Annotated in this window: 21 protein-coding genes; 9 read left to right on the forward strand and 12 right to left on the reverse strand. The window is 74.8% G+C overall.

The annotated features are described in order from the left end of the window. Window positions 1–14 precede the first annotated feature (14 nt). A complete protein-coding gene (locus ACFVQZ_RS07065; protein ID WP_383620252.1) occupies window positions 15–2,285 on the reverse strand; it encodes a heavy metal translocating P-type ATPase in 2,271 nt (756 codons plus the stop codon). Between the two features lie 103 nt (window positions 2,286–2,388). Beyond that, a complete protein-coding gene (locus ACFVQZ_RS07070; protein WP_383620253.1) occupies window positions 2,389–2,670 on the reverse strand; it encodes a heavy-metal-associated domain-containing protein in 282 nt (93 codons plus the stop codon). Window positions 2,671–2,857: 187 nt separating this feature from the next. On the opposite strand from ACFVQZ_RS07070, the gene ACFVQZ_RS07075 reads away from it, so the two are divergent. The 3 genes from ACFVQZ_RS07075 (at window position 2,858) to ACFVQZ_RS07085 (ending at window position 5,576) form a co-directional block, all read left to right on the forward strand. Continuing rightward, window positions 2,858–3,838 (forward strand): hypothetical protein, encoded by a 981-nt coding sequence (locus tag ACFVQZ_RS07075; RefSeq protein ID WP_383620256.1) that lies wholly within the window; start codon window positions 2,858–2,860, stop codon window positions 3,836–3,838. A gap of 51 nt (window positions 3,839–3,889) precedes the next feature. Next, window positions 3,890–4,579 (forward strand): copper homeostasis protein CutC, encoded by a 690-nt coding sequence (locus ACFVQZ_RS07080; RefSeq protein ID WP_383620259.1) that lies wholly within the window; start codon window positions 3,890–3,892, stop codon window positions 4,577–4,579. Between the two features lie 94 nt (window positions 4,580–4,673). Then, window positions 4,674–5,576, forward strand: a complete 903-nt coding sequence (locus tag ACFVQZ_RS07085) for an aminoglycoside phosphotransferase family protein (protein ID WP_383620262.1) — start codon at window positions 4,674–4,676, stop codon at window positions 5,574–5,576. A 1-nt stretch (window position 5,577) separates the two neighbouring features. On the opposite strand, the gene ACFVQZ_RS07090 is transcribed toward ACFVQZ_RS07085, so the two are convergent. Further along, on the reverse strand, window positions 5,578–7,611 hold the full coding sequence (locus ACFVQZ_RS07090) for a HelD family protein (RefSeq protein WP_383620265.1): 2,034 nt from the start codon (window positions 7,609–7,611) through the stop codon (window positions 5,578–5,580). A 248-nt stretch (window positions 7,612–7,859) separates the two neighbouring features. Between ACFVQZ_RS07090 and ACFVQZ_RS07095 the strand changes: the two genes are divergently transcribed. Beyond that, entirely contained in the window at window positions 7,860–8,039 is a 180-nt protein-coding gene (locus ACFVQZ_RS07095) for a hypothetical protein (protein WP_030498425.1), read from the forward strand. A gap of 71 nt (window positions 8,040–8,110) precedes the next feature. Then, window positions 8,111–8,413, forward strand: a complete 303-nt coding sequence (locus ACFVQZ_RS07100) for a hypothetical protein (protein WP_030498424.1) — start codon at window positions 8,111–8,113, stop codon at window positions 8,411–8,413. Window positions 8,414–8,427: 14 nt separating this feature from the next. On the opposite strand, the gene ACFVQZ_RS07105 is transcribed toward ACFVQZ_RS07100, so the two are convergent. After that, window positions 8,428–10,068: a DNA repair helicase XPB gene (locus ACFVQZ_RS07105; RefSeq protein ID WP_030498423.1), complete on the reverse strand. Its 1,641-nt coding sequence runs from the start codon at window positions 10,066–10,068 to the stop codon at window positions 8,428–8,430. Between the two features lie 113 nt (window positions 10,069–10,181). Between ACFVQZ_RS07105 and ACFVQZ_RS07110 the strand changes: the two genes are divergently transcribed. Continuing rightward, window positions 10,182–10,760, forward strand: a complete 579-nt coding sequence (locus ACFVQZ_RS07110) for a Uma2 family endonuclease (RefSeq protein WP_030498422.1) — start codon at window positions 10,182–10,184, stop codon at window positions 10,758–10,760. On the opposite strand, the gene ACFVQZ_RS07115 is transcribed toward ACFVQZ_RS07110, so the two are convergent. Beyond that, window positions 10,757–13,276, reverse strand: coding sequence for a helicase C-terminal domain-containing protein (locus ACFVQZ_RS07115; protein ID WP_030498421.1), 2,520 nt, complete (start codon window positions 13,274–13,276; stop codon window positions 10,757–10,759). The two genes, ACFVQZ_RS07110 and ACFVQZ_RS07115, sit on opposite strands and share 4 nt — an antisense overlap. 76 nt (window positions 13,277–13,352) lie before the next feature. On the opposite strand from ACFVQZ_RS07115, the gene ACFVQZ_RS07120 reads away from it, so the two are divergent. After that, window positions 13,353–14,438 (forward strand): hypothetical protein, encoded by a 1,086-nt coding sequence (locus tag ACFVQZ_RS07120; RefSeq protein ID WP_383620270.1) that lies wholly within the window; start codon window positions 13,353–13,355, stop codon window positions 14,436–14,438. Here ACFVQZ_RS07120 and ACFVQZ_RS07125 read toward each other — a convergent pair. Genes ACFVQZ_RS07125 through ACFVQZ_RS07135 form a run of 3 tightly spaced genes read right to left on the reverse strand, consistent with a single transcriptional unit; the run spans window position 14,400 to window position 17,292 of the window. After that, window positions 14,400–15,230: an ABC transporter ATP-binding protein gene (locus tag ACFVQZ_RS07125; protein WP_383620273.1), complete on the reverse strand. Its 831-nt coding sequence runs from the start codon at window positions 15,228–15,230 to the stop codon at window positions 14,400–14,402. The genes ACFVQZ_RS07120 and ACFVQZ_RS07125 overlap by 39 nt on opposite strands. Beyond that, window positions 15,227–16,291 carry a FecCD family ABC transporter permease gene (locus tag ACFVQZ_RS07130; RefSeq protein WP_383620276.1) on the reverse strand — a complete coding sequence of 355 codons (1,065 nt, stop codon included), beginning with the start codon at window positions 16,289–16,291 and terminating at the stop codon, window positions 15,227–15,229. Before ACFVQZ_RS07130 ends, ACFVQZ_RS07125 begins: the two co-directional genes overlap by 4 nt. Continuing rightward, the gene (locus ACFVQZ_RS07135) at window positions 16,288–17,292 is read right to left on the reverse strand and encodes an iron chelate uptake ABC transporter family permease subunit (protein ID WP_030497962.1); all 1,005 of its coding nucleotides are present in this window, start codon (window positions 17,290–17,292) and stop codon (window positions 16,288–16,290) included. The genes ACFVQZ_RS07130 and ACFVQZ_RS07135 overlap by 4 nt, the downstream gene beginning before the upstream one ends. Window positions 17,293–17,372: 80 nt before the next feature. Here ACFVQZ_RS07135 and ACFVQZ_RS07140 point away from each other — a divergent pair, with 80 nt between their 5' ends. Next, window positions 17,373–18,008 carry an HAD family hydrolase gene (locus ACFVQZ_RS07140; RefSeq protein WP_383620279.1) on the forward strand — a complete coding sequence of 212 codons (636 nt, stop codon included), beginning with the start codon at window positions 17,373–17,375 and terminating at the stop codon, window positions 18,006–18,008. On the opposite strand, the gene ACFVQZ_RS07145 is transcribed toward ACFVQZ_RS07140, so the two are convergent. Further along, window positions 18,005–18,271 (reverse strand): hypothetical protein, encoded by a 267-nt coding sequence (locus tag ACFVQZ_RS07145; protein ID WP_030497964.1) that lies wholly within the window; start codon window positions 18,269–18,271, stop codon window positions 18,005–18,007. The two genes, ACFVQZ_RS07140 and ACFVQZ_RS07145, sit on opposite strands and share 4 nt — an antisense overlap. A gap of 142 nt (window positions 18,272–18,413) precedes the next feature. Here ACFVQZ_RS07145 and ACFVQZ_RS07150 point away from each other — a divergent pair, with 142 nt between their 5' ends. Beyond that, entirely contained in the window at window positions 18,414–18,797 is a 384-nt protein-coding gene (locus tag ACFVQZ_RS07150; protein WP_030497965.1) for a cold-shock protein, read from the forward strand. A gap of 15 nt (window positions 18,798–18,812) precedes the next feature. Here ACFVQZ_RS07150 and ACFVQZ_RS07155 read toward each other — a convergent pair whose 3' ends face one another. Genes ACFVQZ_RS07155 through ACFVQZ_RS07165 form a run of 3 tightly spaced genes read right to left on the reverse strand, consistent with a single transcriptional unit; the run spans window position 18,813 to window position 20,828 of the window. Further along, a complete protein-coding gene (locus tag ACFVQZ_RS07155) occupies window positions 18,813–19,658 on the reverse strand; it encodes a 1,4-dihydroxy-6-naphthoate synthase (protein ID WP_383620283.1) in 846 nt (281 codons plus the stop codon). Further along, on the reverse strand, window positions 19,649–20,338 hold the full coding sequence (locus tag ACFVQZ_RS07160) for a futalosine hydrolase (RefSeq protein ID WP_063835406.1): 690 nt from the start codon (window positions 20,336–20,338) through the stop codon (window positions 19,649–19,651). Before ACFVQZ_RS07160 ends, ACFVQZ_RS07155 begins: the two co-directional genes overlap by 10 nt. 7 nt (window positions 20,339–20,345) lie before the next feature. Beyond that, window positions 20,346–20,828, reverse strand: a complete 483-nt coding sequence (locus ACFVQZ_RS07165; RefSeq protein WP_030497968.1) for a hypothetical protein — start codon at window positions 20,826–20,828, stop codon at window positions 20,346–20,348. Between the last annotated feature and the right edge of the window lie 24 nt (window positions 20,829–20,852).

Raw genomic sequence — 20,852 nt, forward strand, 5'->3', positions numbered from 1 at the left:
TCAAGGGTCCGGAGTCACTTGTCCGCGGCCTGGAAGCCGCGCAGCCGGAGGCTGTTGCCGACCACGAAGACCGAGGAGAAGGCCATCGCGGCGCCGGCGATCATCGGGTTGAGCAGGCCGGCCGCCGCGAGCGGCAGGGCGGCCACGTTGTAGGCGAAGGCCCAGAAGAGGTTCGAGCGGATGGTGCCGAGCGTCTTGCGGGAGAGCCGGATGGCGTCCGCCGCGGCCCGCAGGTCGCCCCGTACGAGGGTGAGGTCGCCGGCCTCGATGGCGGCGTCGGTGCCGGTGCCCATCGCCAGGCCCAGGTCGGCCTGGGCGAGCGCGGCGGCGTCGTTGACGCCGTCGCCGACCATGGCGACCGAACGGCCCTCCGCCTGCAGCTTCTTGACGACGTCCACCTTGTCCTGCGGCATGACCTCGGCGATGACCTCGCCGATGCCGACCTCGGCGGCGACGGCCTCCGCGACCGCCTTGTTGTCGCCGGTCAGCAGGATCGGCGTCAGGCCCAGGCCCTTGAGCCGGCGGATCGCCTCCGCGCTGGTCTCCTTGATCGCGTCGGCGACCTCCAGGACCGCGCGGGCCTCCCCGTCCCAGGCGACCGCGATGGCCGTCTTCCCGGCCTTCTCCGCCGCGTCCTTCGCGGCCTTGAGGCTCGCCGGGAGGGACATCGCCCACTCCTCCAGCAGCTTCTCGCGGCCGACCAGGACGGCGTGTCCGTCGACGACGCCCTGGACGCCGAGACCGGGGATGTTGGCGAAGTCCTCGGGGGTGGGCAGGGTGCCGACCTTCGCGGCGGCGCCGGTGGCGACGGCCTGCGCGATCGGGTGCTCGGAGGAGTGCTCCAGCGCGCCGGCCAGCCGCAGCACGTCGGTCTCGTCCGTACCGGCGGCGGTGTGCACCTTGAGGAGGGTCATCCGGCCGGTGGTGACGGTGCCGGTCTTGTCCAGGACGATGGTGTCGACCTTGCGGGTGGTCTCCAGGACCTCGGGCCCCTTGATCAGGATGCCGAGCTGCGCGCCGCGGCCGGTGCCGACCATGAGGGCGGTCGGGGTGGCCAGGCCCAGGGCGCACGGGCAGGCGATGATCAGGACGGCGACGGCGGCGGTGAAGGCGGCGGTCAGGCCCTGCCCGGTGCCGAGCCAGAAGCCGAGGGTGCCGAGCGACAGCGCGATGACGATCGGCACGAAGACGGCCGAGATCCGGTCGGCGAGCCGCTGCGCGGCGGCCTTGCCGTTCTGCGCGTCCTCGACGAGCTTCGCCATCCGGGCGAGCTGGGTGTCGGAGCCGACGCGGGTGGCCTCGACGACGAGCCGGCCGCCGGCGTTCAGGGTGGCGCCGGTGACGGCGTCGCCCACGCCGACCTCGACCGGCACGGACTCGCCGGTCAGCATGGAGGCGTCCACGGCGGACGAGCCCTCGACCACGGTGCCGTCGGTGGCGATCTTCTCGCCCGGGCGAACCAGGAAACGGTCCCCGACCTGCAGTTCGGCGGTCGGGACGGTGACCTCGCGGCCGTCCTTCAGGACGGTCACTTCCTTGGCGCCCAGCTGCATCAGCGCCTTGAGCGCGGCGCCCGCCTTCCGCTTCGAGCGGGCCTCGAAGTAGCGGCCCGCCAGGATGAAGGCGGTGACGCCGGCGGCGGCCTCCAGGTAGATGTTCCCGGCGCCGTCGGTGCGGGCGATCGTGAACTCGAAGGGGTGCGTCATCCCCGGCGTACCGGCGGTGCCGAAGAACAGCGCCCACAGGGACCACAGGAACGCGGCGATCGTGCCGACCGAGATCAGCGTGTCCATGGTGGCCGCGCCGTGCTTGGCGTTGGTCCAGGCGGCGCGGTGGAACGGCCAGGCGGCGTAGGTGACGACCGGCGCGGCGAGCGTGAGGCTCAGCCACTGCCAGTACTCGATCTGGAGCGCCGGGACCATCGCCATCGCGATGACCGGCACGGCGAGGGCGACGGCGGTGACGAGCCGCTGCTTCAGCGGGCGCAGCTCCTCGTCGGCCTTCTCCTCGTCGGTCGGGCCGCCGCCGGAGGCGCCCGGCGTCTCGCTCTTCGGCGGCTCGGGCTCGGCGGCGGTGTAGCCCGTGGCCTCGACGGTCGCGATCAGGTCGGCGACCGGGATGTCGGCGGAGAAGGTGACCTTCGCCTTCTCGGTGGCGTAGTTGACGGTGGCCTCGACCCCGTCCATGCGGTTGAGCTTCTTCTCGATCCGGGCCGCGCACGAGGCGCAGGTCATGCCGCCGATGGCGAGCTCGACCTGGGCGGTGCCGGGGGTCGTCGTGGTCATGAAACTGCTCCCTGTCTTCTTCCTGTGCACGGGGGCCGGGGCCCGGGCGGGGGTACGGGACGGGCCCCGGCGGCCGGATCGGTCAGGCGCCGCCGACCTGTGGTCAGGCGCGCCCGGTCAGCTCGTAGCCGGCGTCGTCCACGGCCGCGGCGACGGCGGCGTCGTCGGGCGCGCCGTCCGTGGTGACGGTCACCCGGCCGGCCTCGACGTCCACGTCGACGGAGAGGACGCCGTCCAGGGCGCTCACCGACTTCGTGATGGCCGTGCGGCAGTGGCCGCAGGTCATGCCGGAGACCGCGTAGACCGTGCTGGTGGCGTCGGCGACGGCGACCGCGGTGGTGGTGCCGGTCGAGCAGCTGTTGTCGGGGGTGCAGCAGGAACCCATGTCGTCCTCCATCGTGTGTCCAGTGGACCGCGATACCCTCGGGGGGTATCTGCGGCATGGCTCCATGTATACCCCCCACCCGTATTCGGCGCAAGTGCCGGACCGGCTTGACTTGATACCCCCTAGGGGTATGGTGAAGTGCAGGGAGCAGAAAAACGCCCGCCACCGCGCATCAGGGAGAGCAGCCATGAACACCGGAGTGAAGATCACTGCCTTCGCCGCCGCGCTCGCCGCGACCTTCGGCACCGCGTACGGCGTCGGGAAGGGGTTCGGCCCGATCGACGAGCCGAAGAAGGCGGAGCACGCCGGACACGCCACCGCCACGCCGGAGCCCTCCGCCTCCGCCGGCGGCCACGGCGGCCACGAGGAGGCCCCCGCCCCGGCCGGCGCCGCACTCCCCGGCGGCCTCCAGGTCTCCGACGGCGGCTACACCCTCGCCCTGGAGACCCCCACCCCGCCGGTCGGCCGCAGCACCCTGAAGTTCTCCGTCAAGGACGCCGCCGGGAAGAAGGTCACCGCCTTCACCACCGAGCACGGCAAGGAACTGCACTTCATCGTCGCCTCGCGCGACCTGACGGTCTTCCGCCACCTCCACCCCGAGAAGTCCGCCGACGGCACCTGGACCGTCGACGCCGACCTGCCCGCCGCCGGCGGCTACAAGGCGTTCGCCGACTTCAAGCCCGCCGCGAAGGGCGCGAAGAACCTCACCCTCGGCGTCGACCTCGCCGTCCCCGGAGCCTGGACCCCGAAGCCGCTCCCGGCCGCCGCCCCCACCGCCACCGTCGACGGCTACCAGGTCCGCCTCGGCGGCACCCTCGACCCCGGCAAGGCCGGTGAGCTGCGCCTCACCGTCACCAAGGGCGGCAAGCCGGTCACCGACCTGGAGCCGTACCTCGGCGCGTACGGCCACCTCGTCGCCCTCCGCCAGGGCGACCTCGCCTACCTCCACGTCCACCCCAACGAGGGCGGCCCCGGCCCCGACGTCTCCTTCACGGCCACCGCCCCGAGCCCCGGCACGTACCGCCTCTTCCTCGACTTCCAGCACGAGGGCAAGGTCCGCACCGCCGCCTTCACCGTGAAGGCCGGCGCGCCGGGCGCGGCCCCGGCGTCCACCGCGACGCCGTCGGACACGGCCGAGCACGATGCGGGAGGTCACTCGCACGGCTAGTCTGGTCATTGGACTAGACCTGTAGCCGTCATTCATGGAGGAATGGGCGCAATGAGCAACCGTGCTGTCCTGGAGGTGATCGCCCTGGACGAGCAGGACGCGGTCGCCGCCCAGACCGGGGGCGCCGACCGCCTCGAACTCGTCACCGACATGGCGGCGGACGGCCTCACCCCGGCGACGGCGGTCTTCACCGCCATCCGCCGCGCGGTCGACATCCCGCTCAGGGTCATGCTCCGCCTCGCGGACGGCTTCGCGGCCGGGGACGTCGACGCGCTCACCGGCCGGGCGGAGGAGCTCCGCGCGGCCGGCGCCGACCAGTTCGTCCTCGGCTTCCTCACCGCCGACGGCGAGCCCGACCTCGTCGCCGTCGAACGGCTCGTCGCGGTCCTCGACGGCGCCCACTGGACCTTCCACCGCGCCATCGACCGCGCCGCCGACCGCGACGGCCTGCGCAAGCGCCTCGCGGACCTCCCCGGCCTCGACACCTACCTCACCGCCGGCTCCGCCGCCGGCGTCGACAGCGGCCTCCCGGTCCTCGAAGCCGAGGCCGCCCGGGCCGGCGAACCCGGCTACGAGCCGCAGATCCTCGTCGGCGGCGGCCTCCGCCTCGACCACCTGCCGCGGCTGCGCGCCGCCGGCCTCACCGCCTTCCACATCGGCGGCGCCGCCCGCCCCGACGGCTGGGCCGCCCCGGTCTCGGCGGACGCGGTCCGCACCTGGCGCACGGCCGTCGACGCCTGACCCGCCCCACGGGCGCGCGGCGCGGAATCCCCCGGCGCGCAGCCGCGGGAAAACCCCGTGCCCGCGCCCCGGCGCCCTCGCTAGCCTCGCCCGCATGAGCGACGGCATCGACGAAGCACTCGTACGGCGGCTGGTCGCCGCCCAGTTCCCGCAATGGGCCGGACGGACCGTGCGGCGGGTGGCGTCGGCCGGGACGGACAACGCGATGTTCCGGCTCGGCGACGACCTCGTCGTACGGCTGCCGAAGGCGGAGTGGGCGACCGGGCAGGCCGAGAAGGAGCAGCGCTGGCTGCCCCGGCTCGCGCCCGCGCTGCCCCTGCCCGTGCCCGTGCCGCTCGGCCTGGGCGCCCCCACGGCGGACTTCGGCCGGCCGTGGGGCGTGTACGGCTGGCTGGACGGCGCCGACGCGTGGACCGCGCCCGTCGCCGACCTCGCGCACGCCGCCGGGGAACTGGGCCGCTTCGGCGTCGCCCTGCGGGCGGCCGACGCCACCGGCGGCCCCCGCTCCTTCCGGGGCGGCGCCGTCACGGAGTGGGAGCGCGGCGCCCTCCCGGCGGCCGTCGCCGCGCTCGCCGCCGCCGGACTGCTCGACGCGCGCACCGCCCTCGCCGCCTGGGACCGGGCCCTCGCCGTCCCCGCCTGGGACCGCGACCCGGTCTGGCTGCACGGCGACCTCCTCCCCGGCAACCTCCTCACCCGCGCCGGACGCCTCAGCGCCGTGATCGACTTCGGCGGCCTCGGCACCGGCGACCCCGCCGCCGACCTCCTCCCCGCCTGGACCCTCCTCACCCCCGCCACCCGCCCCCTCTTCCGCGCCGCCGCCGAGGTCGACGACGCCACCTGGGAGCGCGGCCGGGGCTGGGCCCTGTGCTGGGGACTGGTCACCGACCACTACTACGGCGACGTCGGCGGCCCCGGCACCGCCCCCGTCCCCAACCCGACCCTCGCCGCCGTCGCCCGCCGCTCCTGGACCCAGGCCCTCCCCGAGTACGCTTGACTCAGGCCAACTGCTCCGGCAGCGGCGCCGCGTGAACGATCGTCAGACCCGACACCGCACGCGTCAGCGCCACGTACAGGCGCCGCAGACCCGTGCGCTCGTCCGGCTCCCCGTCCACCACGGCGGCCGGCTCGTCCAGCACGACGTAGTCGTACTCCAGACCCTTCGCGAGCGACGCCGGGACCAGCGTGAGCCGCGACTCGGCGGTCGTCTCCTCGCCGGGCGCGAGGTACGGCATCCCCGCCGCCTCCAGCGCCTCCGCCAGCGGCGCGATCCGCGCGTCCGCGGCGATCAGACCGATCGAGCCCTCGTGCCCGAGCGCGTCCGCGCACGCCGCGACCACGGCGGCGTCCTCCGTGCCCGGCGCGGCCGTCCGCACCTCGAAGGCGCCCGGGTTCTCCCGCACCGACTCCACCGGCGCGAGGCCCGGCGCCATGTGCGGCAGCAGCCGGGACGCGTACGCGATCACCTCGCTCGGCACGCGGAAGCCCGCCGTCAGCTCCTCCACCCGCGCGCCCGGCTTCCCGAGGTGCGCCAGCGCCGTCTCCCAGCTCCCCGTCGCCCACGGCGTGGTGCCCTGCGCCAGGTCGCCGAGGACCGTCGCCGAACCGGTCGTGCAGCGCCGGCCCACCGCCCGGTACTGCATCGGCGACAGGTCCTGCGCCTCGTCCAGGACCACGTGCCCCAGCGAGTGGGTCCGCTCGACCAGGTCCGTCACCTCGTCGATCAGCACCGTGTCCGCCGCCGACCACTTCGCCGTCCTCACGCTGCGTGCCGGCTTTGCCCACAGCAGCAGCTTCTGCTCCTCCTCGCTCAGCACCCCCGCCGCGTGCTCCGCCAGGAACTCCGCGTCGCCCAGCAGGCGCAGCACCAGCTTCGCCGGCTCCACCGCCGGCCAGCACTCCTTCACCAGCGCCTTCACCGCAGCGTTCCGCGCGACCGCGTTCTGCACCCGGTCGTCCGGCGCCTCGCCCGCCTGCTCCATCCGCACCAGCACTGCGTGCGCCACGCGCTGCGGCAGCGCCTCCCGCGCCGCCCCGTACCGGATGTCACGCGCCGTCAGCTCCCGGACGATCTCCTCCAGTTCGTACGCCGGCACCCGCCAGCGCCGCGAACCGCGCACGACCATCAGCGGCTCCTTCGGCGGCGTCACGTGCGACCACACGGCCCGCCGCAGCACCTCCGCCATCCGGGCGTCGCCCTTCACGACCGCCGTCGCCGCCTCGTCCGTCCCCCGCACCTCCACGTGCGCGACCAGGTCGTCGACCGTCGCCTGCTTCACCTCCAGCTCGCCGAGGGCGGGCAGCACCTGCTCGATGTACTGGAGGAAGGACCGGTTCGGCCCGATGACGAGCGTGCCCGTCCGGGCCAGCCGCTCCCGGTGGGCGTACAGCAGATAGGCGACACGGTGCAGACCGACCGCCGTCTTGCCCGTCCCCGGACCTCCCTGCACGCACAGCGTCCCCGACAGGTCGGAGCGGACGATCTCGTCCTGCTCCGGCTGGATCGTCGCCACGATGTCCCGCATCGGGCCGACGCGGGGCCGCTCGATCTCCGCCTGGAGCAGCCGGCTCGTCCGCTCCAGCTCCGCCGGGTCCGACAGGTGCTCGTCCTCGTACGCGGTCAGCTCGCCGCCCGTGTACCCGAACCGGCGGCGCAGCCCCACGTCCTGCGGGTCCTTCTTCGACGCCTGGTAGTACGGCTGCGAGACCGGCGCGCGCCAGTCGACGACCATCGGGTCGCCCTGCGCGTCGTGCACGTGCCGGCGGCCGATGTAGAAGCGCTGCCCGAGCTGGGCGGGCGGCAGGTAGTCGAGCCGGCCGAAGAACAGCGGGGTGTGCGAGAGGTCGGCCAGCGCCTTGATGCGGTCCTCGATCTGCCGCTCCAGGACGACCGAGTTCACCCAGTTCGCGGTGACGTCCTTGATGTCCAGCGCCTCCACCTCCTCGCGCATCGCGCGCAGGGCGGCGCGGGAGGCGGAGAGGTGGGCCCGCTCGCGTACGAGCGGGTCGTCGGTGGGCACAGCTGCGGACACGGTGAAGCCTCCGGTCGGACATACGGACACACGGACACGTCGATGTGGCCGCCGGTTTCCGACCGGACGGCGGCGCTCTCCGTACGCGACGGGAGGCGGGGAAGCCGGTGAGTCTAACTCCGCCCCGCCGTCCGGTGCGAATCGATTTCCCGTAGGGGGAGGGGTCCGCCGTAAGGGTGACCCCGGTTCTCCCCGGATTCCGCCCCCAGGCCGATGTGTTCCTAATGTCCGGATTCCATCATGGAGACATGACCGCGACGACCTTCACCCTCGTGACCACCGTCCCCCGCCCCCGCCGCGTCACCGCGGCCCTCCGGGCCTTCGGCTCCGCCTTCGTGAGCGTGGCGCTCCTCGGCGACCCCGGCCCCCCGGAGGCGGGCGTCAGGAACCCCCGCCCCGCCCACGCACGGGACCGGGCCCGGACCTGAGTACGCGGCCGGTCCCGGGCTGAGTACCCGCACGCCTGCCGGTGTTCCCGGCGCGCTGCTGGGATGGAGCCATGACGACACCGACACCGCGCCCCACCCCCGACCCGTACGCCCTGAGCCCCCTCGCGCTCCGTGCCTTCGCGGGCTTCGGCCTGCTCCTCGTCGCGGTCTGCGCCGTGGCGGCCCTGGCGTTCACCCTCGGCGACGCGATCTCCGGCGACGGCGTCGGCGGCGGTTTCGCCACGGCCGCCCTCTGGTCCGTGGGCCTCGCCGCCGCGGCGGGCGTGGCCGCCCTCGTCGTGCCCCGCCGCGACGTCGTCACCGCCCAGTACGTCCTGGCCCTCGCGGGCCCGGTCCTGGCGCTGATGGACTGAGCCCGCCGGATCTCCTACGTCGCCAGCAGCTCGTCCGCGTCCACGATCCGGTACGCGTACCCCTGCTCGGCCAGGAACCGCTGCCGGTGCGCGGCGAAGTCCTGGTCGATGGTGTCCCGCGCCACCACCGAGTAGAAGTGCGCCTGGTGCCCGTCCGCCTTCGGGCGCAGCACCCGGCCGAGGCGCTGGGCCTCTTCCTGGCGGGAGCCGAAGGTGCCGGACACCTGGATGGCGACGGTCGCCTCGGGCAGGTCGATCGAGAAGTTCGCGACCTTCGACACGACGAGCACGTTGATCTCGCCGTTGCGGAAGGCGTCGAACAGCCGCTCCCGCTCCTTGTTCGACGTCTCGCCCTTGATGACGGGCGCGTCGAGGTGCGCGCCGAGCTCGTCGAGCTGGTCGATGTACTGACCGATGACGAGGATCTGCTGCCCGGCGAACCGCTTCACCAGCGCCTCCGTCACCCGCCGCTTCGTCGCGGTCGTCGCGCAGAAGCGGTACTTCTCCTCCGCCTCGGCCGTCGCGTAGGCCAGCCGCTCCGAGTCGGTGAGGTTCACCCGCACCTCGACGCAGTCGGCGGGCGCGATGTACCCCTGCGCCTCGATCTCCTTCCACGGCGCGTCGAACCGCTTCGGGCCGATCAGCGAGAAGACGTCCGCCTCCTTGCCGTCCTCGCGCACGAGCGTCGCGGTCAGGCCGAGCCGCCGCCGGGCCTGGAGGTCGGCGGTGAACTTGAAGACCGGCGCGGGCAGCAGGTGCACCTCGTCGTACACGATCAGACCCCAGTCGCGGGAGTCGAACAGCTCCAGGTGCGGATAGACGCCCTTCCGCTTCGTCGTCAGCACCTGGTACGTGGCGATGGTGACGGGCCGGATCTCCTTCTTCGTCCCGCTGTACTCGCCGATCTCGTCCTCGGTCAGCGAGGTCCGCTTCACCAGCTCGTTCTTCCACTGGCGGGCGGAGACGGTGTTGGTGACGAGGATCAGCGTCGTCGCCTTCGCCCGCGCCATCGCCCCGGCTCCGACCAGCGTCTTCCCGGCCCCGCAGGGCAGCACGACGACCCCGCTGCCGCCGTGCCAGAACCCCTCGACGGCGTGCTGCTGGTACGGCCGCAGGCTCCAGCCGTCCTCGGCGAGCTCGATCGCGTGCGCCTCGCCGTCGACGTACCCGGCGAGGTCCTCGGCCGGCCACCCCAGCTTCAGCAGCGTCTGCTTGATCTGCCCGCGCTCGGACGGGTGCACCACCACCGTGTCGGCGTCGATCCGCGCCCCGACCAGCGGCTGCACCCGCTTCGACCGCAGGATCTCCTCCAGCACCGGCCGGTCCGTCGTGGTCAGCACCAGCCCGTGCGCGGGATGCTTGGTGAGCGTGAGCCGCCCGTACCGGTCCATGGTCTCGGCGATGTCCACGAGCAGCGCGTGCGGCACCGGATACCGCGAGTACTCGACGAGCGCGTCCACCACCTGCTCGGCGTCGTGCCCGGCGGCCCGCGCGTTCCACAGCCCGAGCGGCGTCACCCGGTACGTGTGGATGTGCTCGGGCGCCCGCTCCAGCTCCGCGAACGGCGCGATGGCCCGCCGACAGGCTTCGGCGAGCTCGTGGTCGACCTCCAGGAGCAGCGTCTTGTCGCTCTGGACGATGAGAGGTCCGTTCACGTATGTGGGTTCCCTTCCGCGCGGCCAAACATCCAGTCTGCACGACACCCGTCGGTTGTCGCCGGGGGCTGCCACACTGAAGGCGACCGGTTCCGCACGAGGGAGGTGGCGAGATGAGCGTCGCGCACGATCCGCACTACGGGCCCTGGACCATAGAGGAAGTCCTGGCACTGGGGGAGGACCGAGGTCAGCGTCGTGAACTGATGGGGGAAGCGCTCGTGATGTCACCGGCCCCGGGAGTCAAGCACCAGCGGGCGTCGTCGCGCCTCTGGAGCCTGCTGGACCGCGCCATCCAGCAGGAGGGTGTGGCGGCCGAAGTCCTGGAGGCGGTCAATCTCGTGCTGCCCGACGGGCTTTTCATCCCGGACATCGTGGTCGTCGAGGCGGCCGCCGCTGCCGAGAACCCGATCACGTGCGACGCCGACGACGTGCTGCTCGTCGTCGAGATCGTCTCCCCGTCGTCGTCCGGGCGCCGGACCGACCGCCTGCTGAAGCCGCCGTACTACGCGGAGGCGGGCATCGAGCACCTGTGGCGGCTCGAACTGGAGCCGGTGCCGACGCTCGTCGTGGGCGAGTTGCAGGACGGGCGGTACGTCGAGCACACGGTCGCCGAGGCAGGCCGGACGACCCCGATCGAGAAGCCCTTTCCGCTGGAGGTCGACCCGGCGGCCCTGGTCGCGCCGAGGGGCTAGACCTCCTCGTCCGCCAGTTCCGCCACGCCCGTGATGCGGTGCAGGGGGTAGGTGCGGACCTCGTCGGCCGTGTGGTCGTAGCCGGTGACGAAGCCGCCCTCGACGCGGACCGGGGCGATGACGCGCTGGCTCGCCGCGCCGTCCGCGTTGACGTAGCCGATCCACACCGCCGAGCCGGTCATGGCCGCCGCCTGGACCGTCGCCAGGGTCTCGGCGGCGGAGGTGCGGGGGAGGCCGCCCGGCGTGGCGGGGGCGGCGGCGGGTTCCTTGCGGACGGCCGTGGCGGCGCGGTCGCCGGCCCGGATCGCGCGGACCGCCGCCGCGAGCAGGGTGGCGTCGGGTGCCGGCGGGCCGTCCGGGACGGGCGCCGGGGGCGTGCGGGGCGGGGTGCGGCGGGCGTCGGCGCGGGTGATCAGGACGTCGCCCTCCGCCGACTCGGCGGCCGGCGCGTAGCCCATCGCCCGCAGCCCGTCGAGGAGCGCGGCCGGGTCCGTCTGCGCGGCCAGCACCGTCGGCGCGAGGCGGCGCAGGCGCAGGGACGCCGAGCGGCGGTCCGCGAGGATCTCGCCGAGCAGCGCGTCGTCGTCGCAGCGCACGTACGCGGACGCCGCGCCGATCCGCAGGTGCCCGTGCCTGCGGGCCACGTCGTCGACGAGGTACGCCAGCGGCTGCGGCACCGGTGTCCGGGAGTGCGCGGCGAGGAAGGCGTGCAGGTCGGCGGCGGTCCGGCCGGTGTCGAGCGCGCGCCGCACCGAGCCGGGCGTGAACCGGTAGACCGTCGCGCCGCCCTTCGACTCGACGTCCGCGAGGACCGCGAGCGCGTCGGCCAGCGGGCGGAGCAGCGGGCCGGGGGCGACGGCGGTGAGGTCGGCTTGGAGCAGGACGTGGTCGACGGCCTCCGGCAGCAGCGGCTCCAGCAGTTCCGCCGCGCGTTCGGCCGCGACCTCGGGTTCCACGCCGCCGCCCGCCGCGGCGGGCTCGGCGGCCTCGGTGAGCGGCAGGTTCAGCAGGGCGCGGGCGGGGGTGGACAGCGCGCCGCGGCCGGTGACGCCGAGGAGTTCGGCGTCGTCGAGCACCCAGCGGGCGAGGCGTTCCCGCAGGTCGGGGGCGTGGGCGGCCCGCGTCGGCCGCTCCCAGCGCAGCCGGGCCAGCAGCGACTCCGGTTCGGCCGCCGCGCCGGGCGGCAGCGTCGCCAGCAGGCCGAGGACCCGGTGGCGCACCTCTGGCGCCGCCGCCCGGTCCAAATCGGGGCCGAGCGCGGACAGCGCCCGGCCCTTCGCGTCCTGCCCGCCGGCGAGCCGCGGGGTGCGGGTGGCCGGCAGCCAGGCGGTGACGAGCCGGGCCCAGCGTTCGGCGGGCGGCTGGTCGAGCCAGTCGTCGTACGCCGGCGTCGGCGCGTACCGCTCGTCGGCCTCGCCGTCCGAGGCCAGCAGCCCCGCCCCGTACGCCAGCTCCAGCCAGAACGCCGCCACCGGCTCGGGCACGTCCAGCGCCGTCGCCGTCCGCTTCAGGTCCCGCACCGACAGGCCGCCGGCCCGCAGCACCGGCGGGCCGCCCTGGTCCCAGGACTTCAGCAGCTCCTCGACGGTCGCCAGCGCCGTGTACGCCTGCCCGGCGGCGGCGCTGTCCACCACCTGGGGACGGTACGAGCGGGCCACCGCGACCTCCGGCGCGCGCGGCTCGGGCGCCCGCTGGGCCCGCCCGCCGCGCAGGTGCAGCGCCACCTCGCGCGGCAGCACGACCGTGCGCGGCGACACCGGCAGCAGCAGCCCCCGGTCCCGCAGCCAGGTGACCGGCGGCGCCGGCTTCGCCGTCACCTCGCCGTACGGCGGCCCCCACACCAGCCGGTCCAGCACGGCCAGCGCCTCCGGCGGCGCGGTGTCGAGCAGCGCCGCCATCCGCTCCCGGTCGGTGAAGAGCCCGGTCAGCGCGGCGACCGCCGACACCGGGTCGTGCGTGGACGGCAGTCCGGCGGCGGCGACGATCTCCTGGAGCCGGCCCGGCGACATGCCGGCCGTCGCCTCGGCGACGGTCGGCCCGAGGCCGGTGGGGGAGGGGTGCTGCGGCGACGGCGACAGCAGTTCCCGCGCGGTCCGGACGAGCCGCAGCCGGTCGTCGTCGCCCCACACCAGGGCCTGTTCGCGCAGCAGCGCGACCGCGCGGGGCAGCTCCGCCCCGATGGCGGGCGCGTCGGGGCCGCCGCCGAGGAGTCCGAGCAGGACGGGGTACGGGGCGGGGTCCGGGGCCACCGCCAGCGTCTCGGCGACCTGGAGCGCGAACCGGTCGAGCCGTTCGAGGGCGCGGACGACCGACGCGCGGGTCCCGGCCCGGGTCGCGAGCTGGGTGAGGTCGTTCGGGACCGGTCCGAGCAGGTCGGGGCGGGCCCGCAGCAGCGCGGCGAGACCGTCGTCCCCGCGTGCCCGCAGCTCCTCGGCCAGCGTGCGCGGGCTCCCCGCGGTCCGATTCGGACGTCCCTCGGGCACGTGCGCCTCCCGGTCCAGCTCGCCGATCCCCATCCGCCCCACGTTATCCGCTGGACAGGCGCTACCGTCAGGACCGGGACGGCGTTCGGCCGGACGGTGGAGGGGCGGCGTGGGCATCGAGAGCGACCGGATGGTCTTCGACTACCTGAGCGAGGTGGGCGACCTGGCCCAGCAGCGGCACCTCCCGCCGGGTGACCGCAGCGCGCTCGTCGCGGGCCTCCGCGACGAGATCGACCGCCGCCGCGCCACGTACGGCGAGGAGTCCCCGTCGGCCGTCCGGGGCATCCTCGGCGACCTGGGCACCCCGGACGAGGTGGTGGCCCGGGCGGAACGCGGGCCGGCCGGGACGGGCCGCGGCGGTACGCCCCCGGAGCCGGCGCCGGAGCCCCGCCCCGCGGCCCCGCCGCCACCCCGGCGCGGCGCCTGGTGGTCCGGCCCTAGCAAGGACACCAGCAAGGACACCAGCAAGGACACCGGCAAGGGCACGACCGATGCCGACGCCCCGCCCGCCGCGAGGCCCGCCCCGGCGTCCGCCCCCACCCCCACCCCCGTCCCCACCCCCCGCGGCTGGTGGCACGGCGATCCCGCCGCCCCGGCCGGGCCCGCCGGCGCCGGAGACCCCGGAGACCCCGACGCCCCCGGCGACCTGGACCTGCTGGTGCCCGGCTTCGTCGGCGGCGTGGAGGCGCCGGAGCTGTTCCGCCCGCCGGAGCCGGAGGTCCCCGAGGAGGACGAGCCCGCGGAGGCCCCGCCCGGCCGGGCCCGCCGGCTGGCCGGTCTGCTGCGCCGGCGCCGCCCCGCGCCGGAGGCGGAGGAGGCGGCGGAGCCGGAGGAGGAGGCCGCCGCGGCTCCCGCGCGCCGGGGCGTCGCGCACCCGTTCCTGCTGCTGGCGGCGGTGCTGCTGGTCGCGGGCGCGGCGTTCGGCTGGCTGCTGGCGCTGGCCGGCGGCTGGCTCATCGCGTACGGCTCCCGGCGGCTGTCCCCGGCGCAGATGAAGACGGCCGTCCTCGTGCTGCCCGGGGCCGCCGCGGCGGCCACCGGCGTCTGGCTGTGGGGGCGGCGGGACGGCCGCTGGGGCGACCCGCTGCCGCCGGAGGCGCTGGGCGCGGCGATCGGCGACGCCTGGCCGTGGACGCTGCGGGCGGCGGCCGTCCTGTCAGCCCTCTACCTGCTCCACCGCGCCCGCCGCGGCTGAGTCGCCGTCGTCCCAGGGCGCGCCGGGGACGACGAGCGGGGAGCCGGTGACGGGGTCGGGGACGACGACGGCGGGCAGGCCGAACACGTCGCGGACCATGGCGTCGGTGACGACCTCGGCGGGCGGGCCCTGGGTCACGACCCGTCCGGCCTTCATGGCGATGAGGTGGTCCGCGTACCGGGCGGCCTGGTTGAGGTCGTGGAGGACGAGGACGACGGTCCGGCCGCGGGAGCGGTTGAGGCGGCGGACGAGGTCCAGCACCTCGACCTGGTGCGCGATGTCCAGGTAGGTGGTGGGCTCGTCGAGGAGGAGCAGGTCGGTCTCCTGGGCGAGGGCCATCGCGATCCAGACGCGCTGGCGCTGCCCGCCGGACAGTTCGTCGACGGACCGGTCGGCGAGCGCGGTGACGTCGGTGCGGGCCATGGCCTCGGTGACGGCCCGCTCGTCCTCCTCGGACCACTGCTTCCACCACGCCTGGTGGGGCTGCCGGCCGCGGGCGACGAGGTCGGCGACGGTGATGCCCTCGGGGGCGACGGGCGTCTGCGGCAGCAGGCCGACGGCGCGGGCGATGGCCTTGGTGGGGAGCTTCGCCAGTTCCTCGCCGTCGAGCAGCACCGCGCCGCGCTCCGGCTTGAGGAGCCGGCCGAGGGCCCGCAGAGTGGTGGACTTGCCGCAGGCGTTGGGGCCGACGATGACGGTGACCTTGCCGTCGGGGACGGCGAGGTCGAGGTCCTCGACGACCACCCGGTTCTCGTAGGCGAGGGTCAGCCCGCGGGCCGTCAGTCTGCTCATGCCTTCTCTCCCGTGCGGCTCCGGACGATGAGCCAGATCAGATACGGGGCGCCGACCGCCGCCGTGAGGACACCCACCGGCAGTTCCACCGGGGAGAACAGCCGCCGTCCGACGAGGTCGGCGGCGACGACGATCAGCGCGCCGAGGAGCGCCGAGCAGAACAGCGGGATCTGCGCGGTGCGCGTGACCCGGCGGGCGATCTGCGGGGCGAGCAGCGCGACGAAGTCGACGGGCCCGGCGACGCCGGTGGCGACGGACGCGAGGACCACGCCGACCGCGACGAGCCCGAGCCGCACCCGCCCGAGCCGGACGCCGAGCGCGGTCGCGGTGGCGTCGTCGAGGGAGACGGTCCGCTGGGCGCGGGCGGCCCACAGCACGGCGGGCAGCAGGAGCAGCAGGGTCCAGCGGACGGGCGCGGACTCCTCCCAGCCGCGTCCGTTGAGGGAGCCGGTCATCCAGATCTGCGCCTGCTGGGCGACGAGGTAGTCGCCCTTGGTCATGAACAGGGTGATGAGGGACCGGAGGGCGACGGCGAAGCCGATGCCGATGAGGACGAAGCGGGTGGCGTGCAGGCCGCCGCGCCAGGCGAAGACGTAGACGAGGGCGGCGGCGAGGACGCCGCCGGCGATCGACAGGTACGGCAGCACCGTGTACGAGGCGAGGCCGAAGGTCATCGCGGCGACGGTGAGGGCCCCGGCGCCCTGGCTGATGCCGATGATGTCGGGGGAGGCGAGCGGGTTGCGGGCGACGGTCTGGATGAGCGCGCCGGCGATGCCGAAGGCGGCGCCGACGGCGAGCGCGGTGACGAGCCGGGGTGTGCGCAGTTCCTCGACGACGAACGCGGCGGGGGAGTCGCCGCCGGTGAGGATCGTGAGGACCTCGCCGGGCGGGACGGTCTTCTCGCCGGCGCAGAGGTACGCGACGGAGACGGCGGCGAGCAGCAGGAGCAGCGCGCCGGCGGCGAGGACGGAGCGCCGGTGGACGAGGAAGGAGGCGGGTCCGGTGCGGACGAGCCCGTAGCCGGCGGGGCGGACGGGCGGCCGGGTCTTCGTGAGGCTCACGCGGGCACCGCCTTCCGGCGGACGAGGGTGACCAGGAACGGCACGCCGATGAGGGCGGTCATGACGCCGGCGGGGACTTCGCCGGGCGGGAAGACGATCCGGCCGGCGACGTCGGCGACGAGCACCATGACGGGCCCGATGAGGGCGGCCATGGGCAGCACCCAGCGGTGGTCGGAGCCGACGACGGCGCGGGCGATGTGGGGGACGGCGAGGCCGACGAAGGCGAGGGGGCCGGCGGCGGCGACGGCCGCGCCGGTGAGGACCGTCGCGCCGAGGCCGCCGACGATCCGTACGGTGGCGACCTTCTGTCCGAGGCCCCTGGCGACGTCCTCGCCGAGCGCGAGGGCGTCGAGGCCGCGGGCGACGGACAGCACGAGGACGGCGCCGAGCAGCAGGAACGGCCAGATCTGGGCGATCGTGGCGGCGTCCCGTCCGTCGAGGGAGCCGGTCTGCCAGAACCGGAACTCGTCGAGCGCGGCGGCCTGCGTGGTGAGCACGCCGGTCGTGACGGACAGCAGCAGCGCGTTGATCGCCGCGCCGCCGAGGGCGAGCTTCACGGGGGTGGCGCCGCCGCGTCCGCTGGAGGCGATCGCGTACACGGCGACGGAGGCGACCGCGGCGCCGGCGAAGGCGAACCAGACGTAGCCGGAGACGCTGTGCACGCCGAGGAAGGCGATGGCGAGGACGACGGCGACCGAGGAGCCCTGGCTGATGCCGAGGATGCCGGGGTCGGCGATGGGGTTGCGGGTGATGCCCTGGAGGGCGGTGCCGGCGAGCGCGAGGGCGGCGCCGACCATCAGCCCGATGACGGTGCGGGGGACCCGGAGCTGCCGGACGACCTCGGCGTCGTCGCCGCCGGCGCCGTGCAGCAGGGCGTCTAGGACGGTGCCGGGGGCGACCGGGCGGGCGCCGACGGCGAGGCTGAGGAGGACGGCGAGGAGCAGGGCGACGACGGCCGCCGAGGTCGCGAGGACCCGTCTGGAACGGAAAGCGGCTGTCATGTGCACCCATCGGGCGAGGAGGAGGTTCGGTAAGGCTTGGCTCAGTCTAAGCAGCCGCCGAATTCGAACACCCGGGCACAATGTCACCCATGACGACGAACGTTCCCGCGGGCCCGCTCACGGTCGGCTTCGACCTCGACCTGACCCTCCTCGACACCCGCCCCGGCATCCGCCGCACCTGGGAGGAGTTCGCCGCCGCGTACGGCGTCGACGTCGACGCCGACCTCGTCGTCAGCCGCCTCGGGCCCCCGCTGGAGCAGGAGATGGCCCACTGGGTCCCCGCCGACCAGGTCACCGACATGGCCGCCCGCTACCGCGCCCTGTACGGCGTCCACGCCTTCGCGCCCACCGCCCCCATGCCGGGCGCCCGCGACGCCCTCGACGCCGTCCGCGAGGCCGGCGGCCGGACCCTCGTCGTCACCGCCAAGAACGGCCCGCACGCCGAGCAGCACTTCGCGCACCTCGGCATCGAGCCCGACGCGGTCGTCGGCGGCCTGTTCGCCGAGGGCAAGGCGGAGGCCCTGCGCGCCCACGGCGCCTCCGTGTACGTCGGCGACCACGTCGGCGACGTCCGCGGCGCGAAGGCCGCCGGCGCCCTGTCCGTGGCCGTCGCGACCGGCCCGTGCGCGCCCGGCGAGCTCCGCGCCGCCGGCGCCGACGTCGTCCTGAAGGACCTGACGGACTTCCGCGCCTGGTGGGAGACGTACACGCGCTAGGCGGCGCGCCGCGCCTCCCGCGCCTGGCGCCGCTGCGCCGCCACGGACCGGAGCACCCCGGCGGCGGCCAGCGCGAAACCGACGCCCATCAGCATCGACACCAGGTAGGCGACGGTCGGGAAGGGATCCGTCCCGAGGAAGAGCGGAGCCACGGTGACCAGCGTCGCGACCGCCCCGACCGCGAAGACGACGACGCCCGCCCTGACGAGTCCGTCGCCCGGCGCGGAATCGTCCACGGGTCCTGTACGGGTTTCACTGCGCATCCGGCCAGGGTAGTTCCCTGGGCGGAGGAACACTTCGGCGGCGTCTTGTCACGGGCGCCCGGAGCATTAGCCTTGATGCCGGCGGGCCTGTCGACCCGCTGTTTCTTTTACCCCGACGAGTCAACGAGGACGAGGGACAGACGTGCCTACCGGCAAGGTCAAATGGTTCAACAGCGAGAAGGGCTTCGGCTTCCTCTCCCGCGACGACGGCGGTGACGTCTTCGTGCACTCGTCGGTGCTCCCTGCCGGAGTCGACGCACTGAAGCCGGGCCAGCGGGTGGAGTTCGGCGTCGTCGCCGGCCAGCGGGGCGACCAGGCGCTGTCGGTGACGGTTCTCGACCCGACCCCGTCGGTGGCGGCGGCGCAGCGCCGCAAGCCCGACGAGCTGGCGTCGATCGTGCAGGACCTGACGACGCTCCTGGAGAACATCACGCCGATGCTGGAGCGCGGCCGGTACCCCGACAAGGCGGCCGGCAAGAAGATCGCCGGCCTGCTGCGGGCGGTCGCGGACCAGCTCGACGTCTGACCCGGCCGTCCCCCGCTACGGGAAGGACAGCGCGTCCGGGCCGAGGGGCGGCACCAGCCCCTCGGCCGCGGCCCGGGTGAGCAGCCCCCGGACCGCCGCGTAACCGGCCTCGCCGAGGTCGGCGGTGAACTCGTTCACGTACAGCCCGATGTGCTGGTCGGCGACCTTCGGGTCCATCTCCTGCGCGTGCTCCATGACGTACGGCCGCGACGCGGCCGGGTCGTCCCACGCCATCCGCACCGAGCGGCGGGCCGAGTCGGCCAGCAGCCGCAGGGTGTCCGCGCCGAGCGAGCGGCGGGCGACGATCGCGCCGAGCGGGATCGGCAGCCCCGTGGTGGCCTCCCAGTGCTCGCCCATGTCGGCGAGCCGGTGCAGCCCGTACGCCTGGTACGTGAAGCGGGCCTCGTGGATGACGAGCCCCGCGTCGACCTTGCCGTCCCGGACGGCCGGCATGATCTCGTGGAACGGCATCACCACGACCTCGCCGACGCCCCCGGGCACGGTCTCGGCGGCCCACAGCCGGAACAGCAGATAGGCGGTCGAGCGCTCGCTCGGCACCGCGACCGTCCTGCCCCGCAGGTCGAGCCCCGGCTCCCGGGTCAGCACCAGCGGCCCGCAGCCCCGGCCCAGCGCGCCGCCGCACGGCAGCAGCGCGTAGTCGTCGAGGATCCACGGCAGCACCGCGTACGACACCTTCAGGACGTCGTGCGCGTCGGTGCCGCTCTCCGCCCAGCCGTTCGTCACGTCGATGTCGGCGAAGGTGACGTCCAGGCGCGGCGCGCCGGGCACCCGGCCGTGCGCCCAGGCGTCGAAGACGAAGGTGTCGTTCGGGCAGGGCGAGTACGCGATCTTCAGCTGCACGGCCGGGCCTCCTCCAGGGTCGGTACGAGTGCGGTCACGGCGCGCCGCAGGGCGTCCAGGGCGTCGCCGATCCGCCAGGCGGCCCGGTCCCGGGGCCCGACGGCGTTCGACACCGCCCGCAGCTCCAGGACGCCGGTGCCGTGCGCGGCGGCGGCCTCGGCGACCCCGAAGCCCTCCATCGCCTCCGCGGCGGCCCCCGGATGGCGGGCGGCGAGCGCGGCGGCGCGGGCGGCGGTGCCGGTGACGGTGGAGACGGTCAGCACCGTCCCGGTGGTGTGCGGGAGCCCCGCGGCGGCGAGCGCGGCGGCGGCGGGGCCGCTCAGCGCGGCGGGCACGCGGTGCACGGAGCGGCCGAAGCCCAGCTCCTCGACGGGCACGAACCCGTCGGCGGTGTCCGCGCCCAGGTCGGCGGCGACGATCGCGTCGGAGACGACGAGCGAGCCCAGCGGGGCGCGGCCCGGGAAACCGCCGGCGATCCCGGCGGACACGACGAGCCCGTACGGCTCGCCTTCGAGCGCGGCACGGGCCAGCGCGGCCCCCGTCGCGGCGGCGACGGCGGCGGGACCGACCCCGCCCACGAGGACGTCCGCGGCGTGCGGGCGGGCGGACGCCGTGAGACCGCCGGCGACGGAGTCCGCCTCCGCCGCCACGGCCGTCACGATCAGGATCCGGCGGCGCACCGGAGGATCAGGATTCCTTCTTCAGCTTGAAGTGCCAGATGCCGGTGAGCGTCTTGCCGGTGTTCTCGACGATCGTCACCTGCGTCTCGTCGGTGGACTCGCCGGTCTGCTGGCTGGAGAAGAACGCGCTGGCCGGGATGGTCCGGTACGTCTTCTTGTACGGCTCCGGCTCGGCCTGCTGGCCGCCGAGGAAGATGGTCCAGCCGTTGTCGGCGATCTCCGGGTCCACACCGAAGCGGACCTTGTCGTCCATGGCGACGGTGATCGACTTCTCGGCCTTCTTGTTGAGGCACTTCTGGACGTCGGACTCCTTGATGGGGTCGCCGTCGTTGTAGCAGGCCGCCTCGGAGTTGATCGATTCGCTCCCGACCGTGACGGTCGCGATCGGAGTCGGCTTATCGCAGGCGGTGAGGACGAGGAGCCCGGCGGAGACGGCCCCGAGGGCGACGGCGGCCCGGCGGCGCGAGCCGGAGAAGAACGCAACGGTCATGAGCCGAAGGCTATCGGGCCGCCG

This window comes from Streptomyces sp. NPDC057854 (assembly GCF_042797055.1).
Lineage (GTDB): Bacteria > Actinomycetota > Actinomycetes > Streptomycetales > Streptomycetaceae > Streptomyces.

Excerpts from the sequence above, each read along its gene's own strand:
- ACFVQZ_RS07065 (WP_383620252.1), bottom strand. The coding sequence starts at position 2,285 with ATGACCACGACGACCCCCGGCACCGCCCAGGTCGAGCTCGCCATCGGC.
- ACFVQZ_RS07070 (WP_383620253.1), bottom strand. The coding sequence starts at position 2,670 with ATGGGTTCCTGCTGCACCCCCGACAACAGCTGCTCGACCGGCACCACC.
- ACFVQZ_RS07075 (WP_383620256.1), top strand. The coding sequence starts at position 2,858 with ATGAACACCGGAGTGAAGATCACTGCCTTCGCCGCCGCGCTCGCCGCG.
- ACFVQZ_RS07080 (WP_383620259.1), top strand. The coding sequence starts at position 3,890 with ATGAGCAACCGTGCTGTCCTGGAGGTGATCGCCCTGGACGAGCAGGAC.
- ACFVQZ_RS07085 (WP_383620262.1), top strand. The coding sequence starts at position 4,674 with ATGAGCGACGGCATCGACGAAGCACTCGTACGGCGGCTGGTCGCCGCC.
- ACFVQZ_RS07095 (WP_030498425.1), top strand. The coding sequence starts at position 7,860 with ATGACCGCGACGACCTTCACCCTCGTGACCACCGTCCCCCGCCCCCGC.
- ACFVQZ_RS07100 (WP_030498424.1), top strand. The coding sequence starts at position 8,111 with ATGACGACACCGACACCGCGCCCCACCCCCGACCCGTACGCCCTGAGC.
- ACFVQZ_RS07110 (WP_030498422.1), top strand. The coding sequence starts at position 10,182 with ATGAGCGTCGCGCACGATCCGCACTACGGGCCCTGGACCATAGAGGAA.
- ACFVQZ_RS07115 (WP_030498421.1), bottom strand. The coding sequence starts at position 13,276 with ATGGGGATCGGCGAGCTGGACCGGGAGGCGCACGTGCCCGAGGGACGT.
- ACFVQZ_RS07125 (WP_383620273.1), bottom strand. The coding sequence starts at position 15,230 with ATGAGCAGACTGACGGCCCGCGGGCTGACCCTCGCCTACGAGAACCGG.
- ACFVQZ_RS07135 (WP_030497962.1), bottom strand. The coding sequence starts at position 17,292 with ATGACAGCCGCTTTCCGTTCCAGACGGGTCCTCGCGACCTCGGCGGCC.
- ACFVQZ_RS07140 (WP_383620279.1), top strand. The coding sequence starts at position 17,373 with ATGTCACCCATGACGACGAACGTTCCCGCGGGCCCGCTCACGGTCGGC.
- ACFVQZ_RS07145 (WP_030497964.1), bottom strand. The coding sequence starts at position 18,271 with ATGCGCAGTGAAACCCGTACAGGACCCGTGGACGATTCCGCGCCGGGC.
- ACFVQZ_RS07165 (WP_030497968.1), bottom strand. The coding sequence starts at position 20,828 with ATGACCGTTGCGTTCTTCTCCGGCTCGCGCCGCCGGGCCGCCGTCGCC.